This is a genomic window from Hyalangium versicolor, from assembly GCF_020103695.1.
GTDB lineage: Bacteria > Myxococcota > Myxococcia > Myxococcales > Myxococcaceae > Hyalangium > Hyalangium versicolor.
The window spans coordinates 97,009-117,254 of the sequence record NZ_JAHXBF010000033.1; the positions used below are offsets into that span (position 1 = coordinate 97,009).

A 20,246-nucleotide genomic window follows, 5' to 3' on the forward strand; every position below is an offset into this window, starting at 1 on the left:
CGCCCCATTCCCTGAATTCGCGTGACGGCCTACCGTCGCACCTCCAAGGAATATCCACGAGCGGGGGGGCTGTTGCCCCTCGCCCGGCACGTCCGAGGTCGACGAACCCATGACTGCTCGCCTCCTCCTGCCCTGCCTCCTCCTCGCCTCCCTGCCTGCTCTGGCGGGGGATGCCATCCAGGTCTCCGCCGAGAACCGGGTGGCGCTGGGCAAAGGGACTCCGTCTCTGCAGATCCAGATCCTGGAACCCATCACCGGCTACGAGGTGAAGCTGAAGCGCTCCGATGGGCAGACGTTCGAATTCAAGGGGAACGGGCCGCCGGGGACCACGCGCACCCTGCCGCTGGAGCAGCCCGAGGGCCGCTTCCACTATGACGGGGAGCTGACGATCCGCTTCAAGGGCAAGGGCGTGGAGCCGGGGACGATGCCGCTGTCCTTCGACACCGAGCTGCTGGGGCCGCTGAAGCTGAAGGTGACGAAGGAGGACCTGGACCTGGAGGCGCGCACGCTGCGCTTCACGCTGTCCCGGCCTGCGGGGCACGCCAAGGTGACGGTGCTGATGGACACCGGGCGGTATGCCCTCAACGGGGACGTGAAGTTCCAGGGCGAGCCCGCGGGCACTCCGGTGCAGATCACCTGGGACAAGCTGGACGGCAAGGTGATGCAGATCTCCGTCCAGGCCTTCGACACCTCGGAGTTCTACACGAGCGTGGACCTGTTCCCGTGGCGGCTGGACATCCCCCATGAGGAGGTGAATTTCCCCTCGGGCAGCGCGGACATCCCCCAGGCGGAGCAGGCCAAGCTGGACAAGAGCCTCAAGCAACTGGAGGCCGCCATCACGCGCTACGAGCGGGTCACCGCGCTGCGCCTGTACATCCTGGGCCACACGGACACGGTGGGAGGCACGGACACCAACCGGGAGCTGTCGCTTCAGCGGGCCCGCAGCATCGCCACCTACTTCCGCAAGCACGGCGCGCGGCTGCCCATCTTCTTCGAGGGTTTCGGAGAGCAGGCGCCCCACGTGGTGACGCCGGACGAGACCGCCGAGCCCGGGAACCGCCGCGCCGAGTACATCATCTCGGTGGACGATCCGGTGCTGACCAACGCCCCCTTCGCCCCGCAGTGGAGAAAGCTGTGATGCCCTCCTGGAGGAACAGACGGATGAACCGCCTTGCTCTCACCACCACGCTCGGCCTCGCGATCGTGGGGTGTGCTCACACGGCTCCCACGGCCCAGGTCCAGGAGCTCCCGCAGGAGGATGCCAAGTGCGCGCTGGTCCGCACGCTGCTGAGCGAGCCGGGGCCCTCCCAGCACATCGCCGAGCTGATCTCCGAGGGGCGGGAACAGCCCGTCTCCGTGGCCGTCTTCGTGCGCAGGCCCGAGGAGGGGATGCTCGAGCGCTTCTTCGTGGGGGACTCTCCGGACTGTGGCGGTGACGAGTTCCACGTGGTGCGGCAACTCCAGCGGCAGGGGCTGGTGCTCTACCTGCAGGAGACTCCGGACGGGTACGCGTACGACGCGCGGCGCGCGGGGCCGGAGGAGCTGTCGATGAATGGCACTCCCCAGGGAGTGATCCGGCGCAAGGCCGAGGGCGGCTGGGCGGCTGTGAGCGACTGAGTGCTCAGTCTCGTCGGAGCATCATCACGTAGGGCGGTGCCTCCTGGACCGCCTGGAAGTGCTCGCGCAGATACTGATCGAGATAGTGCGAGCCCTGCTTGGCTGAGTCGTTGGGCTCCACGGAGCGTTTCGTGAGCGCGGAGAGGATGGCCACGCGAGTGCCCGAGGCCTCGATCTCCTCGGCCATGCGCTGCTGGACATCGAGCCGGTTGACGATGTTCGGGTCGAACTGCATGTAGCGCGTGGCACCCACCCGATCGGCGAAGAAGTACAGGTCCACTTCGTTGACCAGGACGTAGCTGTGGTCCTGCAGGCCGATGTAGATGGGATCCTTCGGAGAGTGGGTGTGCTTCTGGATGAACTCGAGCACCGCCTGGCGGCTGCTGGCGGCGGAGATTTCGCGACCGTTGGCGCGCTCGAAGCCGGGGAGCGCGGGCGGCAGCGGATAGGCGGGAGCCAGCAGCAGTCCGCGGACGGGGAACAGGAGCGCGCCGAAGAGGCACAGCGCCAGGGGCCATCTCCACACGGTGGTATCGCTCAGCCGCTCCACCCAGAGACCGAAGACGGCCATGGCGGGAGCGATGGTGCATATCGCGTGGAAGAGGTCCGTGCGCCCGAGCATCTGCGGCATCACCGCGAGCGAGAAGGCCAGGAGGAGCGCTGAGCCGAACCGGCCCCGGGCTCCGGTGCGGCCGGGCCTCCATACCGCCAGCGCAACCAGCAGGGGCGCGATGGCGATGCTCCCCACGGCACTCTCGAAGGGCAGATGAAGCACGAGCGGTAGAGGGAAGGGCATGCCGCGCCCCTCGGCCAGGGGCAGGAGGGGAGGCATGGGCAGATCGCGTGCGGGCAGGACGTATCGGGCCTGGTCGAAGACGAGGTCCTCCAGGACCAGCCGGGGATCCACGAGCGCAAACAGCGTCCCCCAGAAGGGAATGACGGTCAGCGCCACCCCAGCAGCGAGCCACGGCAGCCAGGCCCACGCGGAGCGCACTTCGGGGCGCCAGGCCCGCTGCTTCAGCGCCACGAGCAGGGCTCCTGCCGCCAGGGCCATCACGAGCATCCCGAACAGGTCGTGACGCATCCAGCTCACGGCCCCCAGCACCACACCTGCCAGCACGTACGCGCTTCGTCCGCCCTGCTCCTGGGCTCGCATGATGAGGACGAGCGCCAGGAAGACGCCTTGGACCGCGAGGATGTAGGCGTAGGCATCGTCCCGGTACGCCGCCAGCCAGAGCGTGACCAATCCGGCCGTCAGGGATGAGAAGGGCTTCCCCACCACCTGTCCGCCGAACCGGCCGGCCCAGAGTCCAGCGGCCGCGCGCGCCACCACTCCGACCCATCGCTCGACGAGAACGGACGAGCCAAAGAGCTTGAACATCCCAGCGAGCAGCAGGAACACGCCGGGCGGGTAGTTGGAGTAGAAATCGCGATAGGGAAGCTTGCCGGCCAGCAGGAGCTGGGCATCGGTGAGCAGGATCCCCTCGTCATAGAAGCCCACGGGAAGATCCATCTTCCGCCAGAGCGCTCGCAGCGCGGCGAGCCACACCACCCACCCCGCCGCATCGAACAGGAGGCGCAGAAGCCGTGCCCGCCTCGTGCTCTCCAGTGAAGCGGAGGGCGCGGAGCCTTCGATCGTGGAAGGCGGAGGAGGGGAGAGGCTCATGGATCCCGGACCCGAGAAGCGGGGCTGCGATGGCGTCGTACCTTTTCGTACCACCAGTCTGGCGAGGAGTGCCTCGATTTTGTCGAGCAGCGGGCCTGAGGCGGCTCAGAGCCCCAGCAGATCCTTGGCGCCGTCGGCCATGAACTGCACGGCGATGGCGGCGAGGATGAGCCCCATCACGCGCTCGAGGATGGCGACGCCGGACTGCCGGAGCACGCGCTGCACCAGGTGGGAGGCGCGCAGGATGAAGTAGGCGGCCACGAACGTGAGCACGATGGCGGCGAGCACCGGCACGGCCATCAGCAGCGTCTCCCCCTTGGCCATGAGCACCATGGCGCTGGCGATGGCGCCGGGGCCGGCGAGCAGAGGCATGGCCAGCGGCACGAGCGCCACGTCCTCCTTGGCCACGCCCTCCTGCTCCTCGGTGGGGCTGGTGCGCGTCTCCGTTGGTCGTGCGCGGAGCATGTCCAGCGAGGTGATGAGCAGCAGGATTCCCCCGGCCACGCGGAACGCGCCCAGCGAGACACCGAACACCTGGAAGATGAGCCCGCCGAAGATGGCGAAGAAGAGCAGCAGGCCGCTGGCCACGATGCAGGCCCTCAGCGCCGTGCGGCGCATCTTCTCCGCGGAGTCCCCCGCCGTGATGGCGAGGAAGATGGGCACCACTCCCACGGGATCCACCACGAAGAAGACGGCGGACAGAGAGACGAGGAAGTGGGTCAGGTAAGGCCCCATCCGCGTCACACCGTCAGGCGGAGCTTCCAGACCATGGTGAGCGCCTCGAGGAAGATCTTCCGGCTCATCTTCGACTGGCCCACGCGGCGGTCCTCGAAGACGATGGGGACCTCTCGCACGGTGAAGCCCTTCTTGAGCGTGCGGTAGGTGAGTTCGATCTGGAACGAGTAGCCGGTGCTCTGCACCTGATCGAGCCCGATGCCCTCCAGCACGCGGCGGTGGAAGCACTTGAAGCCGCCCGTCAGGTCATGGATGCCCACGCCCAGGATGGTGCGCGCGTAGAGCGAGCCGCCCTTGCTGATGATCTGCCGCCCGACACCCCAGTTCACCGTGCCGCCGCCGGTGACGTAGCGCGAGCCCAGCACCAGGTCCGCGCCGGCCTCGGCTGCGTCCAGCAGGCTCGGCAGGTAGCGCGGATCGTGGCTGAAGTCCGCGTCCATCTCGATGATGTACGTGTAGCCCTCGGCGAGCGCCCAGCGGAAGGCGGCCAGGTACGCACGCCCCAGGCCTTCCTTCTTCTCGCGGTGCAGCACGCGGATGCGCGGCTCCTTGGCCGCGAGCGTGTCGGCGATCTTCCCGGTTCCATCCGGCGAGTTGTCATCCACGACGAGGATGTCCACGCGAGGCTCGGCCGCGAGCACCGCCCGGGTGATGGGTTCCAGGTTGTCCGCTTCGTTGTACGTGGGGATACAGACCAGCGCGCGATTCATGGCGCGGCGGGACATAGCAGAGCCAGGGCCATGTCACTTCAAACTTTGGAGGCCAGGGGCGGCAGCAACTCCAGCACGGCCTCCGCGGCCCGCTCGGCGGCGCCGGGACCTCCCAGCCGGCCGCGCACCTCTTCCAGCCCTCGGAGCATCTCCTCACGGGGTGGGCCTGGATCCCACACGCGGCGGACCTCCGAGGCGATGCGCTCGGGCGTCATCTCTCCCTGGAGGAGCTCCGGCACGAGCCGTCGGCCCGCGAGCAGGTTCACCAGCGCCACGTGGGCGACCTTCAGCATGAGCCGGCCCACGAGGTAGGTGATGAGCGAGACGCGATAGACGACCACGAGCGGGCGCTGCATGAGCCCCGCCTCGAGCACCGCCGTCCCGGAGGCGACGATGGCCGCATCGCTGGCGCCCACCACCTCGGGAGCGCGGCCGTCCACGAGCCGGGGAGACAGGCCGCTGCCCTCGAAGCGGGACACCACCTCCTCGCGCGGAATGGTGGGCGCCACGGGGACGACGATCTGCAGGCCGGGACGTTCGGCGGCGAGCTGCTTGGCGGCACTTACCATGGTGGGCAGCAAGCGGCGGATCTCGCTCATCCGGCTACCCGGTAGCAGGGCGAGCGTGGGGGCGTCGGCGGACAGCCCGAGCCGCTCTCGGAACGTCGCGGCGCTGGCGGGGGCGGGGACCTGTTCGACGACAGGGCTGCCCACATAGCGGGCGTCCACACCGGAGTCCCGGTAGAAGGGCTCCTCGAAGGGGAGGATGCAGAGCATCCGGTCCACGAGCTGGCGGATGACCTTCACCCGGCCCCGGCGCCAGGCCCAGATCATCGGCGAGACGTAATAGGCCACGGGGATGCCCAGTGCCTTGAGCTTTCGGGCCAGCCGGAGATTGAAGTCGGGGATGTCCACGAGGATGGCGCAGGCGGGGCGGCGCTCGGCGGCGGCGGCGGCAATGCCTCGGAGGACCTGGAGGATGCGGGGAATCTTGGGGACCACCTCGGTGATGCCCATGACGGACACCTCGTGGGCTCCATAGAGGAGCTCCACGCCCCGGGCGGCCAGTTTTGCCCCTCCCATGCCAAAGAATCGGAGGTCGGGGCGGCGAGCCTGGAGGGCGGCGACGAGCTCGGAGGCGTGTGCGTCGCCGGAGGCCTCACCGGTGACGACGAGGATCTGCGGGGGGGAGTTCATCGGGGGCGCGCATCGTAACTGAAGGCGGGCGAGCAAATGTGTAGACTCCGGCCTGCCCTTGAAGACGCTCCTGCTGGCCGAGAGCCATCCTCCTACGCTCGAGCACCTGACCGCGCTGCTCTCACAGGCGGGCTACGCCGTGAGTGCGGTGGCGGACGCCGTGTCGGCCATCGAGCATTTCGTGGCAGGCAACCCGGATGTGGTGGTGCTGGGGGTGGACCTTCCACGGTTGGAAGGGGTGCATGTGGGGCAGCTCATTCGCAACCACACCCAGGGTGGGCGGGTTCCCATCGTGGCCATCGACAAGGGGCACCTGGGCAAGGCGAAGGGCGTGGCGGCGGTGCTGGGGCTGAAGGTGAACGCCTACGTCCAGGACCCGCTCAAGCCGGGTGAGCTGGCGGAGAAGATCAACGAGCTGGTCCGAGCGGCGGAGACGGTGGCGCCTACGCGAGGTATCCAGGCGATGCTCGCGCGCTCGGCGGTGACGACAGGGGAGCTCAAGGGCTATCCGCTGCCGGAGCTGGTGCATCTCATCTACCGGCACCGGCGGGACGGGGTGTTGGTGGTGGCGTACCGGGATCTGACCCGTCGGGTGTTCTTCTCCAGGGGCGGAGCGGTGAGCTACGACTCCTCGGCGCGGCCCGACGCGCTGCCCGCGTTCCTGCAGGATCGGGGCGTGGTGACGGAGGCCCAGGCGGAGATCGTGGTGCAGGCGTTGGGCTCGGGGCTGCGGATTGGCGCGGCGCTGGCGGATGCGGGGGTGGAGGCGGCGGGCGAGGATCTGCTGGAGCTGCTGCGCGACTACACGCGGGATCGGCTGGCGCAGGTGGTGGGGATGCGGGAGGGGCGGTTCGCGTTCTACTCGGGAGACGAGTTCCAGCGAGAGGTGGCCACGGTGGAGATCCCCGCCCTGGCGCCGGTGCTGCACGGGGCGCGGAGGACCATGCCGTTGAAGGTGTTGGCGGGGCCGCTGCGCAGGTACCTGGGAGAGTTCCCGGTGCGCTCTTCGGAGTTCGCCAAGGATCTGCAGGCGCTGGGGCTGGATACGGAAGATCTGAAGATCGCCATGCAGATCAACGGCCGGTTGCTGCTGAGGGACCTGCTGGCGCACGGCCGAGGCGATCTGCGGCGGGGGTACTCGCTGCTGTGGTTCCTCCGGCTGACGGGGGCGGTGACGTTCTCACCGACGCCGGTGGCCACGGAGGGGGCGGCGCTCGCGGCGGTGCCGGAGGTGATCGCTCCGCGCAAGCGCAAGTCGATGCCGGCGGAGCTGGCGGAGCCGCTGCGCGAGGGCGCGGTGAAGATCATCACCAGCAGCTACTTCCACAGCCTGGGGTTGGATATCGCGGCGGACATGGAGGCGGTGGAGCGCGCCTACCACGAGACGGCGATGAAGTTTCACCCGGATAACTACGCCGAGTACGACCTGTCGGACCTGAAGGATCTGTTGGACTCGGTGCAGGAGAAGCTGTCGGCGGCGTACCGGGTGCTCTCGGCGGAGGACAAGCGGAAGGCCTACCTGCAGTACCTGCTGTCGAAGCTGGAGGTGGGTGGCCGGGTCAATGCGATCAACGTGGAGGCGGAGGTGCTCATCCGCCGCGGGGAGTCGTACCTGCGGAAGAAGGACTACCGGATGGCGCTCCAGCTCTTCGAGGAGGCGGTGGCGCTCAACTCGCGCGAGCCGGAGTTCTACTCGTATCTGGCCTGGGCCACGTACCACGCGGCGCTGGGGCCGCTGAAGGATCGGGCGAAGGAGGCGCAGAAAGTGGTCAAGCGGGCGCTCTCGCTGAACCCGTACCTGGAGCGGGCGCAGATCATCTCGGCCATCATCGACAATGACGTGGCGGATGCGACCTCGGCGCGCAAGAAGCTGCTGAAGGTGCTGGAGAACAACCCGAACTCCAAGCTTGCGAAGGCGGCGCTGCGCAAGGTGGGCCGCTGATGAGCGTGTCGGCGGTGCTGCTCCGCCTGCTGCGTTACGGCCGGCCTCACGTGAGCGTGCTCGTGGCGGCGTTCGCGTGCATGTCGGTGTTGGGGCTGGGGACGGGCGCATATGCGTACCTGATGGGACCGGCGCTGCGGTTCCTGCTTTCGGGAGGCTCGGAGGGCTTTGGCGGAGCGGTCTCCGTGCCCTGGCTGTCGCACTTGCCGCGCGAGGCGGCGCTGTGGGGCTTCCCGCTGGTGGTGGTGCTCGTCGGGGCGGTGAAGGGCGTGGGGTACCTGGGGCAGTTCTACTTCATGGGGCTGTTCGCGCAGCGGGTGGTGAAGGATCTGCGGCGCGAACTGTTCCTGCGGCTCACGGCGCTGTCGCCCTCGCAGCTCTCGAAGGAGCGGGTGGGGGATCTGCTCAGCCGGTTCTCCACGGACATGACGGCGGTGGAGTGGGCGGCGATGTACACGGTGGGCTCGTACCTCCGGGACTCGCTCCAGGTGTTGGTGCTGGGGGGCGTGGCGCTGTCGATGAGCCCGCTGTTTGGTGGGGTGATGCTCCTGGTCATTCCGCTGGCGGCGCTTCCGGCCTCTCGGCTCACGCGCAAGGCGCTGCGAAGGACGCGGGAGGGACAGGCCCAGTTGGGGCAGCTGGCGGGGCAACTTCACGAGGGGCTGGGCGGCCTGCGGACCATCCAGGCCTTCAACGGGCAGGCGGCGGAGTTGGCGCGGTTCGCGGCTCACACGAAGGCCCACGAGAAGGCGGTGGTCAGCGCGGCGTGGGCGAGAGGAGCTGTGCCCGGGATGATGGAGGTGCTCGCGGCGGCGGCGCTCGCGGGGACCCTGGCGTACGCAGCTGCCATGCAGGCGATGGAGCCGGCGGCGCTGCTCTCGCTGGTGACGGCGGTGATCCTCGTCTATCAGCCCGTGAAGGATCTGGGGCGCGTCACGCAGTTCGCGATGCAGGCGGGCATCTCGGGCGAGCGGATCTTCGCGCTGCTGGATCTACGGCACCCGGTGGAGGATCCGCCCGGAGTCACCCCCGCGCCGTTGCTTCGGCAGGGCATCCAGATGAAGGAGGTGCGGTTCTCCTATGGAGAGCGCCGGGCGTTGGAGGGACTGACGTTGGACCTGCCAGTGGGCAAGGTGACGGCGCTGGTGGGGCCGAGTGGCGGCGGCAAGAGCACGGTGACGTCCCTGCTGCTGCGCTTCGAGAAGCCCCAGGCGGGACAACTGCTGCTGGATGGAGTGGACGCGGACCGTTACCAGGCCGCGAGCGTCCGGGCGCAGTTCGCGCTGGTGACGCAGGAGCCGCTGCTCTTCTCGGGCAGCGTGCTGGACAACCTGCGTTTTGGCCGGCCAGAGGCGACGCTCGAGGAGGTGGAGGCGGCGGCGAAGGTGGCCAACGCGGATGGGTTCATTCGGAACCTGCCCCAGGGGTATGAGACGCGCATCGGGGAGCGAGGCGTCACGCTGAGCGGAGGACAGCGCCAGCGGCTGTGCATCGCGAGGGCTGTGCTCTCGCGCGCGCCGGTGCTGGTGTTGGATGAGGCCACGAGCAGCCTCGATCCGGAGAGCGAGCGCGAGGTGCAGGCCGCGCTGGCTGCGGTGTTGCCGGGGCGTACGGCGCTGGTCATCGCGCATCGGCTCACCACGGTGACGGGAGCGGACGTCATCCATGTGATGGAGGCGGGACGCATCGTGGAGAGCGGCTCCCATGCGGAGCTGCTGCAGGCAGGAGGCCGCTATGCGGCGCTGTGGAACCTGCAGACCTCGGGGGCCGAGCGAGGAGCGGCATGAAGCCGGCAGTGGCAGTGGGCAAGGGGCTTCGGGCGCTCGTGGGGCTCATGTTGTTGCTCTTGGGGTTCGCGGGCTTCTTCACCTGTGCGGCCGCGACAGTGGACTACCCGGTGGTGCCGGCGCAGGCCGGGGTGCAGGAGTGGCCGCGTGGCGCCTTCCACGTGCACACGACGCGCTCGGATGGGCATGGGACGGTGGAGGAGGTCGCGGCGGCGGCGCGAGCGGCAGGGCTCCAGTTCGTGGTGCTCACGGACCACAACGACTTTGCCCCGCGTGAGCCGGCCTTCATCAACGGAGTGCTGATGGTGCCAGCGGTGGAGATCTCCACGCCATCGGGGCACTTGGTGGCGTTCGGCATGCAGACTCCGCTGGACGGCGCGCGTGCGAGGCAGGAGGGCGTGAGAGCGGTGGAGGCGGCGGGCGGTGTGAGCGTGTTGGCGCACCCGGTCCAGAAGAAGAATCCGTGGAAGGATCCGGAGGGTGCCCGCCAGGCCCGGGGGTTCGAGTTGTACTCGGCGGACTCGCTCTTCCGAGAAGCGCTGCGCAGCCCGTTCTCGCGGTTGATACCGGCGGCGGGGGCGTATTTCAGCAATCCGTTGCACGGGGTGATGCTGCTGGTGACGCCGCAGCCTGCGAGCGAAGAGCGGCTGCTGGAGCTCACCCGGGAGCGGCCTCGGCTGGCGCTGTGCTCGCATGACGCGCATGGATGGCCGCGCTACGAGGATGTCTTCCGCTCGCTGGCCATGTACCTCCCGCCGGCTGCGCTTCCCGAGCCGCTCTCGACGGATCCCCGAGCCGCGGAGGCGCAGGTATTTCGAGCGCTGGCGAGCGGTCAGGCCCTCTGTGCCTTCCGCGCGCTGGGAGAGCCCACGGGATTCGCGCTCGAAGGACCGCTTACGGAGAAGCGCGAGGCCCGGGTTGGGGATGTCCTGACAGTCCGTCTGCCCCCACATCCCGAGGGGGCCGTCCGAGTGGAAGTCTGGGGAGCGGGTCGGCTCCGGCCGGACGGGGATTCGGTCGATCTGACGGAGGAGGGGGCGGTGCAGATCGAGGTGTGGGTGCAGGCCCCAGGGAGGCTGTTCGGCTCGGAGTGGAGGCCTTGGATCGTCCCGAGTCCGGTACGTGTGGTGCCGCGAGGCTCTGGCATCTGATAGAGGACGCGGCGCGCCCATGCGCCTCCTGTACATCCTCGCCAGCTACGTGCTGTTCACGGTCCTGTTCCCGGTGCTCTCGGTGTACCGGAAGACGCGCCATGGGCTGAAGCAGCGCCTGGGCTTCTACGCTCCGGGGACGTTGCCGACGGGCTCGGGACCGCTGCTCTGGCTGCACGGGGCGAGCGCGGGAGATCTGCTGGCGCTCTCGCCCATGTTCGGCCCGCTGCGAGAGCGCTTCCCGGGCTGCCGGATCCTGCTCTCGACGACGACGAACACGGGCTATTTGATGGCGCGGGATCGGCTGGCGAAGCAGATCGACGGAGTGGTGTACGCACCGTACGATCTCTGGGGAGCCACGCGCCGGGCGGTGCGAGCCATCCGTCCGGACCTGTTGGTGCTGGAGTACACGGAGATCTGGCCGAACCTGATCCGGGCGGCGAAGCGGAACGGAGCCCGGGTGGTGCTGACCAACGGGCGGTTCTCGCCGAAGAACGAGGGACGGTACCGGCTGTTCTTCTCGCTGATAGGCAACCCGCTGCGAGACCTGGACCTGTTCCTGATGCGCCTGGACGAAGAGGCCGAGCGGGCGCGAGGCCTGGGAGCGCCAGCGGAGCGGGTCTGGGTGACGGGCAACACGAAGTTCGACGCGCTCGCGGTGCCGCCAGCGAAGGAGGACGAGGCGCTGCGGCGGGCGTTGGGGCTGGTGGAGGGCGCGCGGGTGCTGATGGCGGGCAGCACGCACGAAGGAGAGGAGGAGCACCTGCTGGGGGTGTACCGGAGGCTGTTGCCGGCATATCCGGATCTGCGATTGGTGATCGTGCCGAGGTACATCGATCGAGCGGGGCGCATCTCAGCGCTGGCGAGGGAGGCGGGGCTGACGGTGGGGTTGCGCTCGCAGGAGAACCGGGAGGGCGGGCAGGTGGTGGTGCTGGACACGATCGGCGAGCTGTCGCGGGCGTACCGATTGGCGACGCTGGTCTTCGTGGGAGGGTCCTTCACGAAGCGAGGAGGACAGAACATCCTGGAGCCAGCGGGGCAGGGGAAGCCGGTGCTCTTCGGGCCACACATGGACAACTTCCGGGACAGCGTGCAGGTGCTGGAGGGCCGGGGAGGCATCCAGGTGAAGAATGCGGAGGAACTCTACGAGAGGGTCTCGGAGCTCCTCGCCCATCCGGAGCGGATGCATGCGTTGGGAGAGCAGGCACGCGGAGTGGTGGGTAAGATCTCGGGAGCGAGTCGTCGCAACGCGGAGCACATGGCGAAACTCTTCGAGAATCCGGCCGAGGCTTCTGGGAAAGGGCCAGGGTGAGGGCTCCATGTCCCTGGTGATCCACCCTCACTTCCATCGGAGGTACACGGGGGTCTCTCGCCATGTGGAGAACGTGGTGCCGGAGTTGGCACGGGAGCTGGAGACGCGAATCATCGGCTCACACCTCGGCTCTTCGATGCCACGAATTCGCTGGGGGGAACTACTGGGCCGGATTCGTCGCGAGCCCGTGGTCTGGCATGCGCACCGGAACAACGAGTTGCTGGTGGGAGTGCTGCTGAGGTTGTTGGGGCGGCAGGTGAAGCTGGTCTTCACCCGGCACACAGCGAGGGCACCCACCGCATACACGCGTTGGTTGGCAAGGAGCGCGGATGCCCTGGTGGCGCTCACGAACGAGGTTGCGGAGGCGATGGCGATGCCCTCGACGATCGTCGGTCATGGCGTCGATCTGGGACGGTTCCAGCCGCCAGTGGACCGCGACGAGGCATGGCGGAAGCTGGGGTTTGGTGGGCGCTACGGGGTAGGGGTGGTGGGGCGGATCCGGAAGGAAAAGGGGCAGGGGGACTTCATCGAGGCCATCCGGCCGCTGCTGCCGGTGTATCCGGAGTGGAGGGCCGTTCTTGTCGGCTTGGCCAAAGGGCCGGACAAGCAGTGGGTAGACTCTCTCAGCGATGGGCTCGGTGAGCGCCTGGTGCTCGCGGGAGAGCAGTCGGTGATCCAGCCCTGGTATCAGGGGTTCACCCTCCTGGTGCACCCTTCGTATGTGGAGGGGTATTCGCTGGTGCACGTGGAGGCGATGGCCTCCGGATGCTGCGTGGTCGCGAGCCGGCTGAAGTACCTGGACACGCTGATCGAGCACGGCCGGACGGGCTTCTTCTTCGAGCCAGGAGACGTGAAGGGGCTGCGAGAGTTGCTCGACATGCTGATGCGAGAGCCGGAGCGGGCTCGCGAGGTAGGACGCAACGCGGCCGAGCATGCGCGAACCCGGTGCGGCATCGAGCACGAGGCGCACGCGCTTCGAGACCTCTACCTCTCGCTGCTCCGAGAGAGCGGCTCGGGCTCAGGCCAGCATCGGTTGGCGGAGGGCTCCACGGCAGGAGAGCATCGATGAAGATCCTGCACCTGCTGGCGAGTCCGTTCTGGAGCGGGCCTGCGGAGAACGTGGCGTTGCTGGCACTGGCGCAGCGGCAGGCAGGGCACGAGGTAGCGGTCGCGGTGGACCGGCGGCGCAGGAAGGTCGCTGCGGAGGAGCCTGCGGTGCCGAGATTCGAGGCGCTCGGTCTGCTGGACGCGGGAGGGCTGGAGCTGTCGGTGAAGTCGCTCCCGTGGGCAGTGCTGCAGGACATGCGCCTGTTGCGAAGGAGAAGCGTCGACGTGGTGCATGCGCACTTCACCCACGATCACCTCATCGCGCGCTGGGCGAGGCCACGGGAAGCAGTGCTGATCCGCTCGGTTCATGCTCCACGTTCGCTCAGATCATCGCTCCCGAGAGCCGATGCGTACACGGTGCCCGCGGCGACGGACGTGTCTCGGCTCGAGGGGCGGAGGGTGCAGGTGCTGCCCCCGCTCGTGGATTCTCGGTTCCGGCCTGCGGAGGACCGGGAAGCGCTCCGAGCGAAGCTGGGCCTGACGGGCGCTCCGGTGATCGGGATGGTGTCGACCTTCCAGGCGTCGAGGAGACACGCGCTGGGAGTTACGGCTTTCGCAGAACTCCGGCGCACGCGGCCGGAGGCACGGTTGGTGCTGGTAGGTGACGGAGCATTGCTGGAGCAGGTCCGGCAGCAGGTGCACGAGCACCGCCTCGAGGAATGGGTCACCTTCGCGGGATATCAGCAAGGAGACGCATTCGTGAGGTGGCTCCAGGCGCTCGACGAGGTGTGGATTCTGGGGTTGGGGAACGACTGGAGCGGGAGAGCGGCGGCGCAGGCTCGGGCGTGCGGAGTCCGGGTCGTGGCCGTGGAGGAGGGCGCCTTGCCCTCTCTATCGGACGTGAGAGTCGAACAGCCTTCGCCCGAGGCGGTGGTGGCCGCCTCGTTGTCACAAGGACGTGCCCGAGTGGAGCACCCCTCGAATCAGCGTATTGCCGAGGACGTGTTGGCGCTCTACGAGCAGGCGCGGAGCGCCAGGTGAACTCCGAACTGGCTCGAGAGGAGCCGCGAGAAGCGCCCACGGCAGTGGAGCGGCTCTTCTATCCATCCGAGCCCGAGTCCTGGGATCGGCGCATGCTGTTGGCCCCGGTAACGGCGTTGTCCTGGGGTTACGGGCTGGGGGTCCGGCTGCGAGGTGCGCTCTACGACGCGCGGGTTCTGAGCGGGGAGCGAGTCGAAGGGCTCCGAGTCATCTCCGTGGGAAACCTGAACGTAGGAGGCACGGGAAAGACACCAGCGGTGCTGCACCTTGCGGGGATGTTGATTCGCGAGGGGCGCAAGGTGGGAATCCTGACGCGAGGCTACGGGCGTCGGTCGAAGGAGCCTCTCATCTTCACGGGAGCGGCCCCGCTGCCACCGGTAGAGGAAGCAGGAGACGAACCGCTTCTGTTGGCGCGCCGGTGTCCGGAGGCCCGAGTGCTGGTGGGAGCGGATCGACGAGCGCTAGCGCGTCGAGCTCGGGATGAGCTCGGCCTCGAAGTGGTGCTCCTGGACGATGGTTTCCAGCACCGGCGCCTGGCACGGGACGAAGATCTGGTGGTGGTGGACGAAGCAGCAGGCTTCGGAAACGGCAGGATGCTGCCAAGGGGCCCGCTGCGAGAGCCGCTCGCTGCATTGCACAGGGCCACACTCTTCTGGGTCCGGACTGCGACATCCGCCGTATCACCACTGACTCCACTGCCGGGCCCACAGGTCCGGACACGCTACGTGCCTACGGCCTGGGTGGATCCCACCGGAGCGCAGCACCCACCGGAGGCCTTGTCGGAAGTCTCCGTGGTGGCGTTGGCGGGGCTAGCCCGTCCGGGGAACTTCCTGCGCACGTTGCGGCAGCTCGGAGTGCGCATCCTGGATGCAGCCCTTTTCCCGGATCACCATCGCTTCACAGCCAGCGAGCTCCGAGAGGTCGAGGCGCGGGCAGTAAGGCTGGGAGCGAGGGTGGTGACGACCGAGAAGGACGCAGTGCGCCTGCCACGGGAGTTCGAGGCTTGGACGGTTCGGTTGGGCGTGGAAGTACTCGAAGGCGAGGAACTGCTGCGCAAGGCGCTGGGGCTCACCTGAGCGAGGAACGTTCCCAGCTGACTTGAGAGGTGCGAGAGGCTGTGGGACAAAGCGCCGCCATGGCCGCAGCCTCGACCGCCCGTGCGTCCCGCGCACTGCTCCAGCTTCCACAGACCTTCGCGCGCAGGAGGGTTCTGCTGGTCGGGGATCTCGTCGCCGACCGTTACATTTATGGTCAGACGGATCGGGTGAGCCGCGAGGCACCGGTGCTCATCGTTCGGTACGAATCCTCCGAGGTGAAGCTGGGAGGGGGAGCGAACGTGGCGGCGAACATCCGGGCTCTCTCGGGGCAGGTGACAGCGGTCGGAGTCCTGGGCGCGGACGAGTCGGGTCGAGAACTCCGTCAGTTGTTCGAAACGACCGGTATCCGCCTCAGCGCTGCTTCCGCGAAGGGGCTCGAGACAGAGACCAAGACGCGCATCCTGGCGGGAGGGATCAATACGACCCGCCAGCAGATGCTGCGAGTGGATCGAGGCCAGCGGGGGCCTCTTCCTCCCAGGGTGCGGCGGACACTCGCCCGGCTCGTGGAGGAGGCTGCGAGAGAGGTGGACGCGGTCGTGGTCTCCGACTACGGCGCGGGAGTGGTGGGGGACGAAGTGCGCGAGGTGCTGCGTAAGCTGGCGGGAGACGGGCTCCCGGTCTGCGTGGACAGTCGCTATTCGCTGGCGTCGTTCACGGGCGTCACGGTGTGCAAGCCCAACGAGCCAGAGCTGGAGGTCCTCTCGGGACGTCCTGTGCGCAACGAGGCGGAGCTGAGGGAGGCGGGGCACGAGACGGTGAAGCGGCTCGGGTGCAAGGCGCTGCTGGTGACGCGGGGTCGGCACGGAATGATGCTCTTCGATGCGAAGGGTGGGGTGGATATCATCCCGGTGCACGGTGCGAAGGAGGCGGTGGACGTGACGGGAGCGGGGGACACGGTGATCGCGTCCTTCTCGCTGGCGCTGGCGGCGGGAGCAACGTTCGGAGAGGCCGCGAGGCTGGCGAACGTAGCGGGCGCGCTGGTGGTGCAGAAGCAGGGCACGGCGACGGTGTCGAGGGACGAGCTGCTCGACGAGCTGAGGAGCGCGCGATGAGCACGCTGAACAAGATTCGGACGCTGGCCCAGGTGGTGGAGGAGCGGGAGCGGTGGCGTGCGGAGGGACGCACGGTGGCGCTGGCCAACGGCATCTTCGATCTGCTGCACGTAGGGCACGTGCGGTATCTGCAGGGGGCGAAGGAACTGGCGGACGTGCTGGTGGTGGCAGTGAACTCGGATGCTTCGACACGGGCATACAAGGGGCCTGGGCGGCCGTACATTCCGGAATCCGAGCGGTCGGAACTGGTCGCAGCGCTCGCGTGCACGGATCGAGTGGTTCTCTTCGATGAGCCGAACGTGAGGAGCCTCATCCGGGTGCTGAAGCCGGACGTGCATGTGAAGGGCACGGACTACACACCGGACACCATCCCGGAAGCAGACGAGGTACGAGCTTACGGTGGGCGCACTGCGGTCGCTGGAGATCCCAAGAACCACAGCACCACCGAGATTGCCCAGCGCACGGGACGTGAGGGCGGGAAAGGCTAGAGCGCCCGTGGCCCTGAGCGAGGAGCTGAAGGCGGTGCTGGCGTGCCCGGTCTGCAAGGGGCTGCTGGAGTTTCACGAGCCCCGAGGCGAGATCTGGTGTCTCCGGTGTCGGCTCACTTGGCCCATCCAGGACGGAGTCCCGGATCTGGTTCCAGGGAGCTCACGTCCGTTGCGGCAATGAGGGGGGCTCGGTGAGTCGGGTAGCGAAGTCACGGACCACCTCGGAGACGCGCTCCTCCAGGCCTGAGCCCGCATCGACCAGGGGAGTGAGATCCACCATTTGGTGCGGCGGGTAGGGGTGGCCCCATCGCTCCATGTCGATGCGGAGGAAGAGGCCCAGGGTTGGAGCGCCCACGGCGACGGACAGGTGCATCGGGCCCGTGTTGTTGGTCACAGTGAGCCGAGCGGCGCGCATGAGCGCCGCAAGCTCATCCAGGTTGGTGGGAGGCGCCATGCGAGCACCCGGAGCGCCTTGTAGGACGGTCTGGGCAAGAGCTTCTTCTCCCGGCCCCCAGGTGACGATGGGCACACGCCCGACGGCGAGCAGGGCCCGCGCAGCGGCAGCAAAGGCCTCAGGAGGGATGCGGCGCTCTCCCAGACGCCCCCCAGGGTTGATGACGGCACAGGACTCGCGGGTCTCCCGCAGCAGATATTCGCGGAAGCTGTCACTGATGTTCGGTTCGCGGAATGAGAGGGTCTCGATGATGCCGCCCCGCGTCAGGGGCGAGAGCAGATGGGCGCGCTGGGATGCTTCTCGGCGGGTATCGGGACGAGCAGGGACCGAGAGGGAGTGGAGGAGAGAGACGGGCCACACCCGTGGGCCGATGACCACGGCCTTTGGCCCGACGAGCCGGGAGATCAGGGCTGAGGTGACGGAGGGCGCGTTCCAGTTGGCGCAGTCCACCACGGTGTCGTAGCGCTCGCGACGCAGGGCGCGGATGCCTGGGGCGAGGGGCCCGAGCCACAGCCGTCGGCGATCGAAGGCAATAACGCTGTCGGCATCCGGATGTCCCGAGAGCGCGCGAGCCACCTTGGCATGTACGAGCACATGCACCTGGGGGGTGGGGTTCGGCAGAGCCTTCAATGTGCTGAGGAGGGGGGTGGTCAGGAGCGCCTCGCCCACCCGGTTGTCCGGCCGGACGAGAAGGATCTTCTTGGGAGCAGGCAGGACGGCGCCAGCGGGACGCTTGCGACCGGGCCGCCAGAGGAGGAGGGAGGCTACGAGTGCCAGCAGGAGCTTGGCCCACAACTCGAGCCGCTTGTACCAGGGCATGGGGCGGCGGACCTTACCAGAGCGGAAGCGAGCAGGCGGCTTGACCTGATGACGAAAAGCCCCTACCACGCTTGCAATGCTCAAGAGCATGACGGGATTTGGTGCCGGACGCGCGCGGGTCGGAGACGAGGAGTTCTCCGTCGAGCTGCGCTCGCTCAACCACAAGTTCTGCGAGGTGAAGGCGCGACTTCCCAGGGAGCTGTCCACGCAGGAGCCGGTGCTGTCGAAGCTGGTGAAGGATCGGCTGGCCCGGGGCTCGGTGGAGCTGTTCGTGAAGCGGCAGACGGCGACGGCGTCGGGCACGGTACCCATGGTGGACGTGGGCCTGGCTCGCGAGTACGCGCGAGCCTTCAGGGAGCTAGCGGAGGCGCTCAGCCTGCCCGCCGAGATCACCTGGGCGCAGGTGGCCACTCAGCCGGGCGTGGTGAAGCTCGAGGAAAAGGGGGTCGATCTGGAGTCGGCGACCCAGGCCGTCCACACGGCGTTGGAGCAGGCCCTGACCGCCCTGGAGCAGATGCGCCAGACGGAGGGTGAGGCCATCTACGCGGACCTGGACGCTCGCCTGAAGCTCATCGAGGGATGGAGCCGGGAGGTGGCGGCGCTCGCGCCGAAGGCGGTGGAGGAGTACCGGCATCGCCTCTCGGAGCGTGTGGCGGAGCTCGCGCGAGGCGTCGCGGTAGAGCCGCAGCGGCTGGCGCAGGAGGTGGCCATGTTCGCGGAGCGGACGGACATCGCTGAAGAGGTGACGCGGCTGGCGAGCCACCTCGAGCAGTTCCGAGCCCTCATGGCGAGCAGCGAGCCTGCTGGCCGCCGAATGGATTTTCTCGTCCAGGAGATGCACCGCGAGGTGAACACGACCGGCTCCAAGAGCCAGCACGCGGAGATCTCCGCGCGCGTGGTCTCGATGAAGGCCGAGGTCGAGCGCATCCGCGAACAGGTGCAGAACGTCGAATGACCGAGCCAACCACTCTCCATCCAGGTCTGCTGCTCGTCCTCTCCGCGCCATCGGGAGCGGGGAAGACGACGTTGGCCCATCGGCTGCTCAAGGAGCAGTCAGGCACGATCTTCTCGGTGAGCTTCACGACGCGCCGGCCGAGAGGGAAAGAGCAGGACGGGATCGATTACCACTTCGTGGACGTGGCCACGTTCCAGCAGAAGATCGAGCGCGGCGAGTTCGTCGAGTGGGCCGAGGTGCACGGCCACTTCTACGGGAGCCCTCAATCAGTAGTGGAGGAGGCCCGGGCCCGCCGAGGCATCGCGGTCTTCGACATCGACGTCCAGGGCGGGCAGGCGATCAAGCGCAAGCACCCCGATGCGGTCCTGGTGTTCGTGCTCCCTCCTTCCATGGAGGAGTTGGAGCGGCGGTTGCGCGACCGGAAGACGGACTCGGACGAGACCATCCGGCGTCGCATGCTGGCCGCTCGCTCGGAGATCGAGCGAGGGATCGCGTCGTACGACTACATCGTGGTGAACGACGACTTCGAGCGAGCGTTCCAGGAGCTGCGCTCGGTGGTGGTCGCGGAGCGTTGCCGCCGCGGGAGGGTGGACCTCTCCATGATGAAGCTCGAGAAGCTCCCGGGCTGATCGTTGGCGCTGAAAGAAGTGGTTCGGGAAATAGGCACCTTGTGTGCCGGGGTTTCCCTACACACCAGGGAGCTGCAGCACGAGGCACCTGGGGGCTTGTCCAACTAGGTACTTGCGTTGATCGGGCACTTGGTGGATAAGCCGGTCACTTCGCAGGTTTGAGCGGCTCCGCCGATCACACCTCGAAGCGGGACCCCAAGTTCGGGGGCGGGAATCAGGCGGGCGTTGCGGTGGACGGTGGGCGATTCTGCTTCGTTGGAAGCAGGGCCAGTGTCGAATCCTGAGCGGTGAAATGAAGCCGCGAAACAGGGTGTTGACACAGAACGCGGAGCTGAAGTAAAAGCCGCGCCCCCTCGACAGGAACAGCGAAGCGAACGCAGCGCTGATCCGGAAGAAGTCGAGGCCTCAACACAGTTGAATAAGTCAGCCGAAACCGGTTGACAGGGCGGGCGGAAACGAAGTAGAAGCCGCGCCCCTCCTCAAGAAGCAGAAAGGACTCACTGGAGTCCGGAGCTGCGGAAGAGGACGAAGCCGAAAGGGCGAAGTTG

General features: G+C 67.9%; 19 protein-coding genes. 14 read left to right on the plus strand and 5 right to left on the minus strand.

What is annotated here, in order from left to right:
* The first annotated feature begins 109 nt into the window (after nt 1-109).
* Both KY501_RS45120 and KY501_RS45125 read left to right on the plus strand, forming a co-directional pair.
* Nucleotides 110-1,138, plus strand: a complete 1,029-nt coding sequence (locus KY501_RS45120; RefSeq protein ID WP_224370879.1) for an OmpA family protein — start codon at nt 110-112, stop codon at nt 1,136-1,138.
* Nucleotides 1,139-1,161: 23 nt separating this feature from the next.
* Nucleotides 1,162-1,617 (plus strand): hypothetical protein, encoded by a 456-nt coding sequence (locus KY501_RS45125; protein WP_224370881.1) that lies wholly within the window; start codon nt 1,162-1,164, stop codon nt 1,615-1,617.
* Nucleotides 1,618-1,621: 4 nt separating this feature from the next.
* Here the strand turns inward: KY501_RS45125 and KY501_RS45130 are convergent, their stop codons facing one another.
* From KY501_RS45130 to lpxB, 4 genes are all read right to left on the minus strand, one after another.
* The gene (locus KY501_RS45130; protein WP_224370883.1) at nt 1,622-3,283 is read right to left on the minus strand and encodes a glycosyltransferase family protein; all 1,662 of its coding nucleotides are present in this window, start codon (nt 3,281-3,283) and stop codon (nt 1,622-1,624) included.
* Between the two features lie 105 nt (nt 3,284-3,388).
* Complete coding sequence (locus KY501_RS45135) at nt 3,389-4,018, minus strand: MarC family protein (protein ID WP_224370885.1); 630 nt, start codon at nt 4,016-4,018, stop codon at nt 3,389-3,391.
* Nucleotides 4,019-4,023: 5 nt separating this feature from the next.
* Entirely contained in the window at nt 4,024-4,728 is a 705-nt protein-coding gene (locus KY501_RS45140; protein ID WP_224370887.1) for a polyprenol monophosphomannose synthase, read from the minus strand.
* Nucleotides 4,729-4,766: 38 nt separating this feature from the next.
* A complete protein-coding gene (lpxB, locus tag KY501_RS45145) occupies nt 4,767-5,924 on the minus strand; it encodes a lipid-A-disaccharide synthase (protein WP_224370889.1) in 1,158 nt (385 codons plus the stop codon).
* A 58-nt stretch (nt 5,925-5,982) separates the two neighbouring features.
* On the opposite strand from lpxB, the gene KY501_RS45150 reads away from it, so the two are divergent.
* The 10 genes from KY501_RS45150 to KY501_RS45195 are packed head-to-tail and all read left to right on the plus strand — an operon-like array spanning nt 5,983 to nt 17,022.
* Nucleotides 5,983-7,866: a DUF4388 domain-containing protein gene (locus KY501_RS45150; RefSeq protein ID WP_224370892.1), complete on the plus strand. Its 1,884-nt coding sequence runs from the start codon at nt 5,983-5,985 to the stop codon at nt 7,864-7,866.
* A complete protein-coding gene (locus KY501_RS45155) occupies nt 7,866-9,653 on the plus strand; it encodes an ABC transporter ATP-binding protein (RefSeq protein ID WP_255637352.1) in 1,788 nt (595 codons plus the stop codon). Before KY501_RS45150 ends, KY501_RS45155 begins: the two co-directional genes overlap by 1 nt.
* A complete protein-coding gene (locus KY501_RS45160; RefSeq protein WP_224370894.1) occupies nt 9,650-10,804 on the plus strand; it encodes a PHP domain-containing protein in 1,155 nt (384 codons plus the stop codon). Before KY501_RS45155 ends, KY501_RS45160 begins: the two co-directional genes overlap by 4 nt.
* Before the next feature lie 19 nt (nt 10,805-10,823).
* Nucleotides 10,824-12,116 carry a 3-deoxy-D-manno-octulosonic acid transferase gene (locus KY501_RS45165; protein ID WP_224370896.1) on the plus strand — a complete coding sequence of 431 codons (1,293 nt, stop codon included), beginning with the start codon at nt 10,824-10,826 and terminating at the stop codon, nt 12,114-12,116.
* A 7-nt stretch (nt 12,117-12,123) separates the two neighbouring features.
* Complete coding sequence (locus tag KY501_RS45170; protein WP_224370898.1) at nt 12,124-13,185, plus strand: glycosyltransferase family 4 protein; 1,062 nt, start codon at nt 12,124-12,126, stop codon at nt 13,183-13,185.
* The gene (locus KY501_RS45175; RefSeq protein WP_224370900.1) at nt 13,182-14,204 is read left to right on the plus strand and encodes a glycosyltransferase; all 1,023 of its coding nucleotides are present in this window, start codon (nt 13,182-13,184) and stop codon (nt 14,202-14,204) included. The genes KY501_RS45170 and KY501_RS45175 overlap by 4 nt, the downstream gene beginning before the upstream one ends.
* Nucleotides 14,201-15,280, plus strand: a complete 1,080-nt coding sequence (gene lpxK, locus KY501_RS45180) for a tetraacyldisaccharide 4'-kinase (RefSeq protein ID WP_224370902.1) — start codon at nt 14,201-14,203, stop codon at nt 15,278-15,280. The genes KY501_RS45175 and lpxK overlap by 4 nt, the downstream gene beginning before the upstream one ends.
* 59 nt (nt 15,281-15,339) lie before the next feature.
* Nucleotides 15,340-16,353, plus strand: a complete 1,014-nt coding sequence (locus tag KY501_RS45185) for a bifunctional heptose 7-phosphate kinase/heptose 1-phosphate adenyltransferase (RefSeq protein WP_224370904.1) — start codon at nt 15,340-15,342, stop codon at nt 16,351-16,353.
* Complete coding sequence (locus tag KY501_RS45190; RefSeq protein ID WP_224370906.1) at nt 16,350-16,841, plus strand: adenylyltransferase/cytidyltransferase family protein; 492 nt, start codon at nt 16,350-16,352, stop codon at nt 16,839-16,841. The genes KY501_RS45185 and KY501_RS45190 overlap by 4 nt, the downstream gene beginning before the upstream one ends.
* A 34-nt stretch (nt 16,842-16,875) precedes the next feature.
* Entirely contained in the window at nt 16,876-17,022 is a 147-nt protein-coding gene (locus KY501_RS45195) for a Trm112 family protein (RefSeq protein ID WP_224370934.1), read from the plus strand.
* On the opposite strand, the gene KY501_RS45200 is transcribed toward KY501_RS45195, so the two are convergent.
* The gene (locus KY501_RS45200; RefSeq protein ID WP_224370908.1) at nt 17,002-18,114 is read right to left on the minus strand and encodes a glycosyltransferase family 9 protein; all 1,113 of its coding nucleotides are present in this window, start codon (nt 18,112-18,114) and stop codon (nt 17,002-17,004) included. The genes KY501_RS45195 and KY501_RS45200 overlap by 21 nt on opposite strands.
* A 76-nt stretch (nt 18,115-18,190) precedes the next feature.
* On the opposite strand from KY501_RS45200, the gene KY501_RS45205 reads away from it, so the two are divergent.
* A complete protein-coding gene (locus KY501_RS45205) occupies nt 18,191-19,069 on the plus strand; it encodes a YicC/YloC family endoribonuclease (protein WP_224370910.1) in 879 nt (292 codons plus the stop codon).
* Complete coding sequence (gene gmk / locus KY501_RS45210; protein ID WP_224370912.1) at nt 19,066-19,698, plus strand: guanylate kinase; 633 nt, start codon at nt 19,066-19,068, stop codon at nt 19,696-19,698. The genes KY501_RS45205 and gmk overlap by 4 nt, the downstream gene beginning before the upstream one ends.
* The last annotated feature ends 548 nt before the right edge of the window (nt 19,699-20,246 follow it).

Coding starts and splice junctions, on each gene's coding strand:
- KY501_RS45120 (WP_224370879.1), top strand. CDS start 110: ATGACTGCTCGCCTCCTCCTGCCCTGCCTCCTCCTCGCCTCCCTGCCT.
- KY501_RS45125 (WP_224370881.1), top strand. CDS start 1,162: ATGAACCGCCTTGCTCTCACCACCACGCTCGGCCTCGCGATCGTGGGG.
- KY501_RS45130 (WP_224370883.1), bottom strand. CDS start 3,283: ATGAGCCTCTCCCCTCCTCCGCCTTCCACGATCGAAGGCTCCGCGCCC.
- KY501_RS45135 (WP_224370885.1), bottom strand. CDS start 4,018: ATGGGGCCTTACCTGACCCACTTCCTCGTCTCTCTGTCCGCCGTCTTC.
- KY501_RS45140 (WP_224370887.1), bottom strand. CDS start 4,728: ATGAATCGCGCGCTGGTCTGTATCCCCACGTACAACGAAGCGGACAAC.
- lpxB (WP_224370889.1), bottom strand. CDS start 5,924: ATGAACTCCCCCCCGCAGATCCTCGTCGTCACCGGTGAGGCCTCCGGC.
- KY501_RS45155 (WP_255637352.1), top strand. CDS start 7,866: ATGAGCGTGTCGGCGGTGCTGCTCCGCCTGCTGCGTTACGGCCGGCCT.
- KY501_RS45160 (WP_224370894.1), top strand. CDS start 9,650: ATGAAGCCGGCAGTGGCAGTGGGCAAGGGGCTTCGGGCGCTCGTGGGG.
- KY501_RS45165 (WP_224370896.1), top strand. CDS start 10,824: ATGCGCCTCCTGTACATCCTCGCCAGCTACGTGCTGTTCACGGTCCTG.
- KY501_RS45170 (WP_224370898.1), top strand. CDS start 12,124: ATGTCCCTGGTGATCCACCCTCACTTCCATCGGAGGTACACGGGGGTC.
- KY501_RS45175 (WP_224370900.1), top strand. CDS start 13,182: ATGAAGATCCTGCACCTGCTGGCGAGTCCGTTCTGGAGCGGGCCTGCG.
- KY501_RS45185 (WP_224370904.1), top strand. CDS start 15,340: ATGGCCGCAGCCTCGACCGCCCGTGCGTCCCGCGCACTGCTCCAGCTT.
- KY501_RS45190 (WP_224370906.1), top strand. CDS start 16,350: ATGAGCACGCTGAACAAGATTCGGACGCTGGCCCAGGTGGTGGAGGAG.
- KY501_RS45200 (WP_224370908.1), bottom strand. CDS start 18,114: ATGCCCTGGTACAAGCGGCTCGAGTTGTGGGCCAAGCTCCTGCTGGCA.
- KY501_RS45205 (WP_224370910.1), top strand. CDS start 18,191: ATGCTCAAGAGCATGACGGGATTTGGTGCCGGACGCGCGCGGGTCGGA.
- gmk (WP_224370912.1), top strand. CDS start 19,066: ATGACCGAGCCAACCACTCTCCATCCAGGTCTGCTGCTCGTCCTCTCC.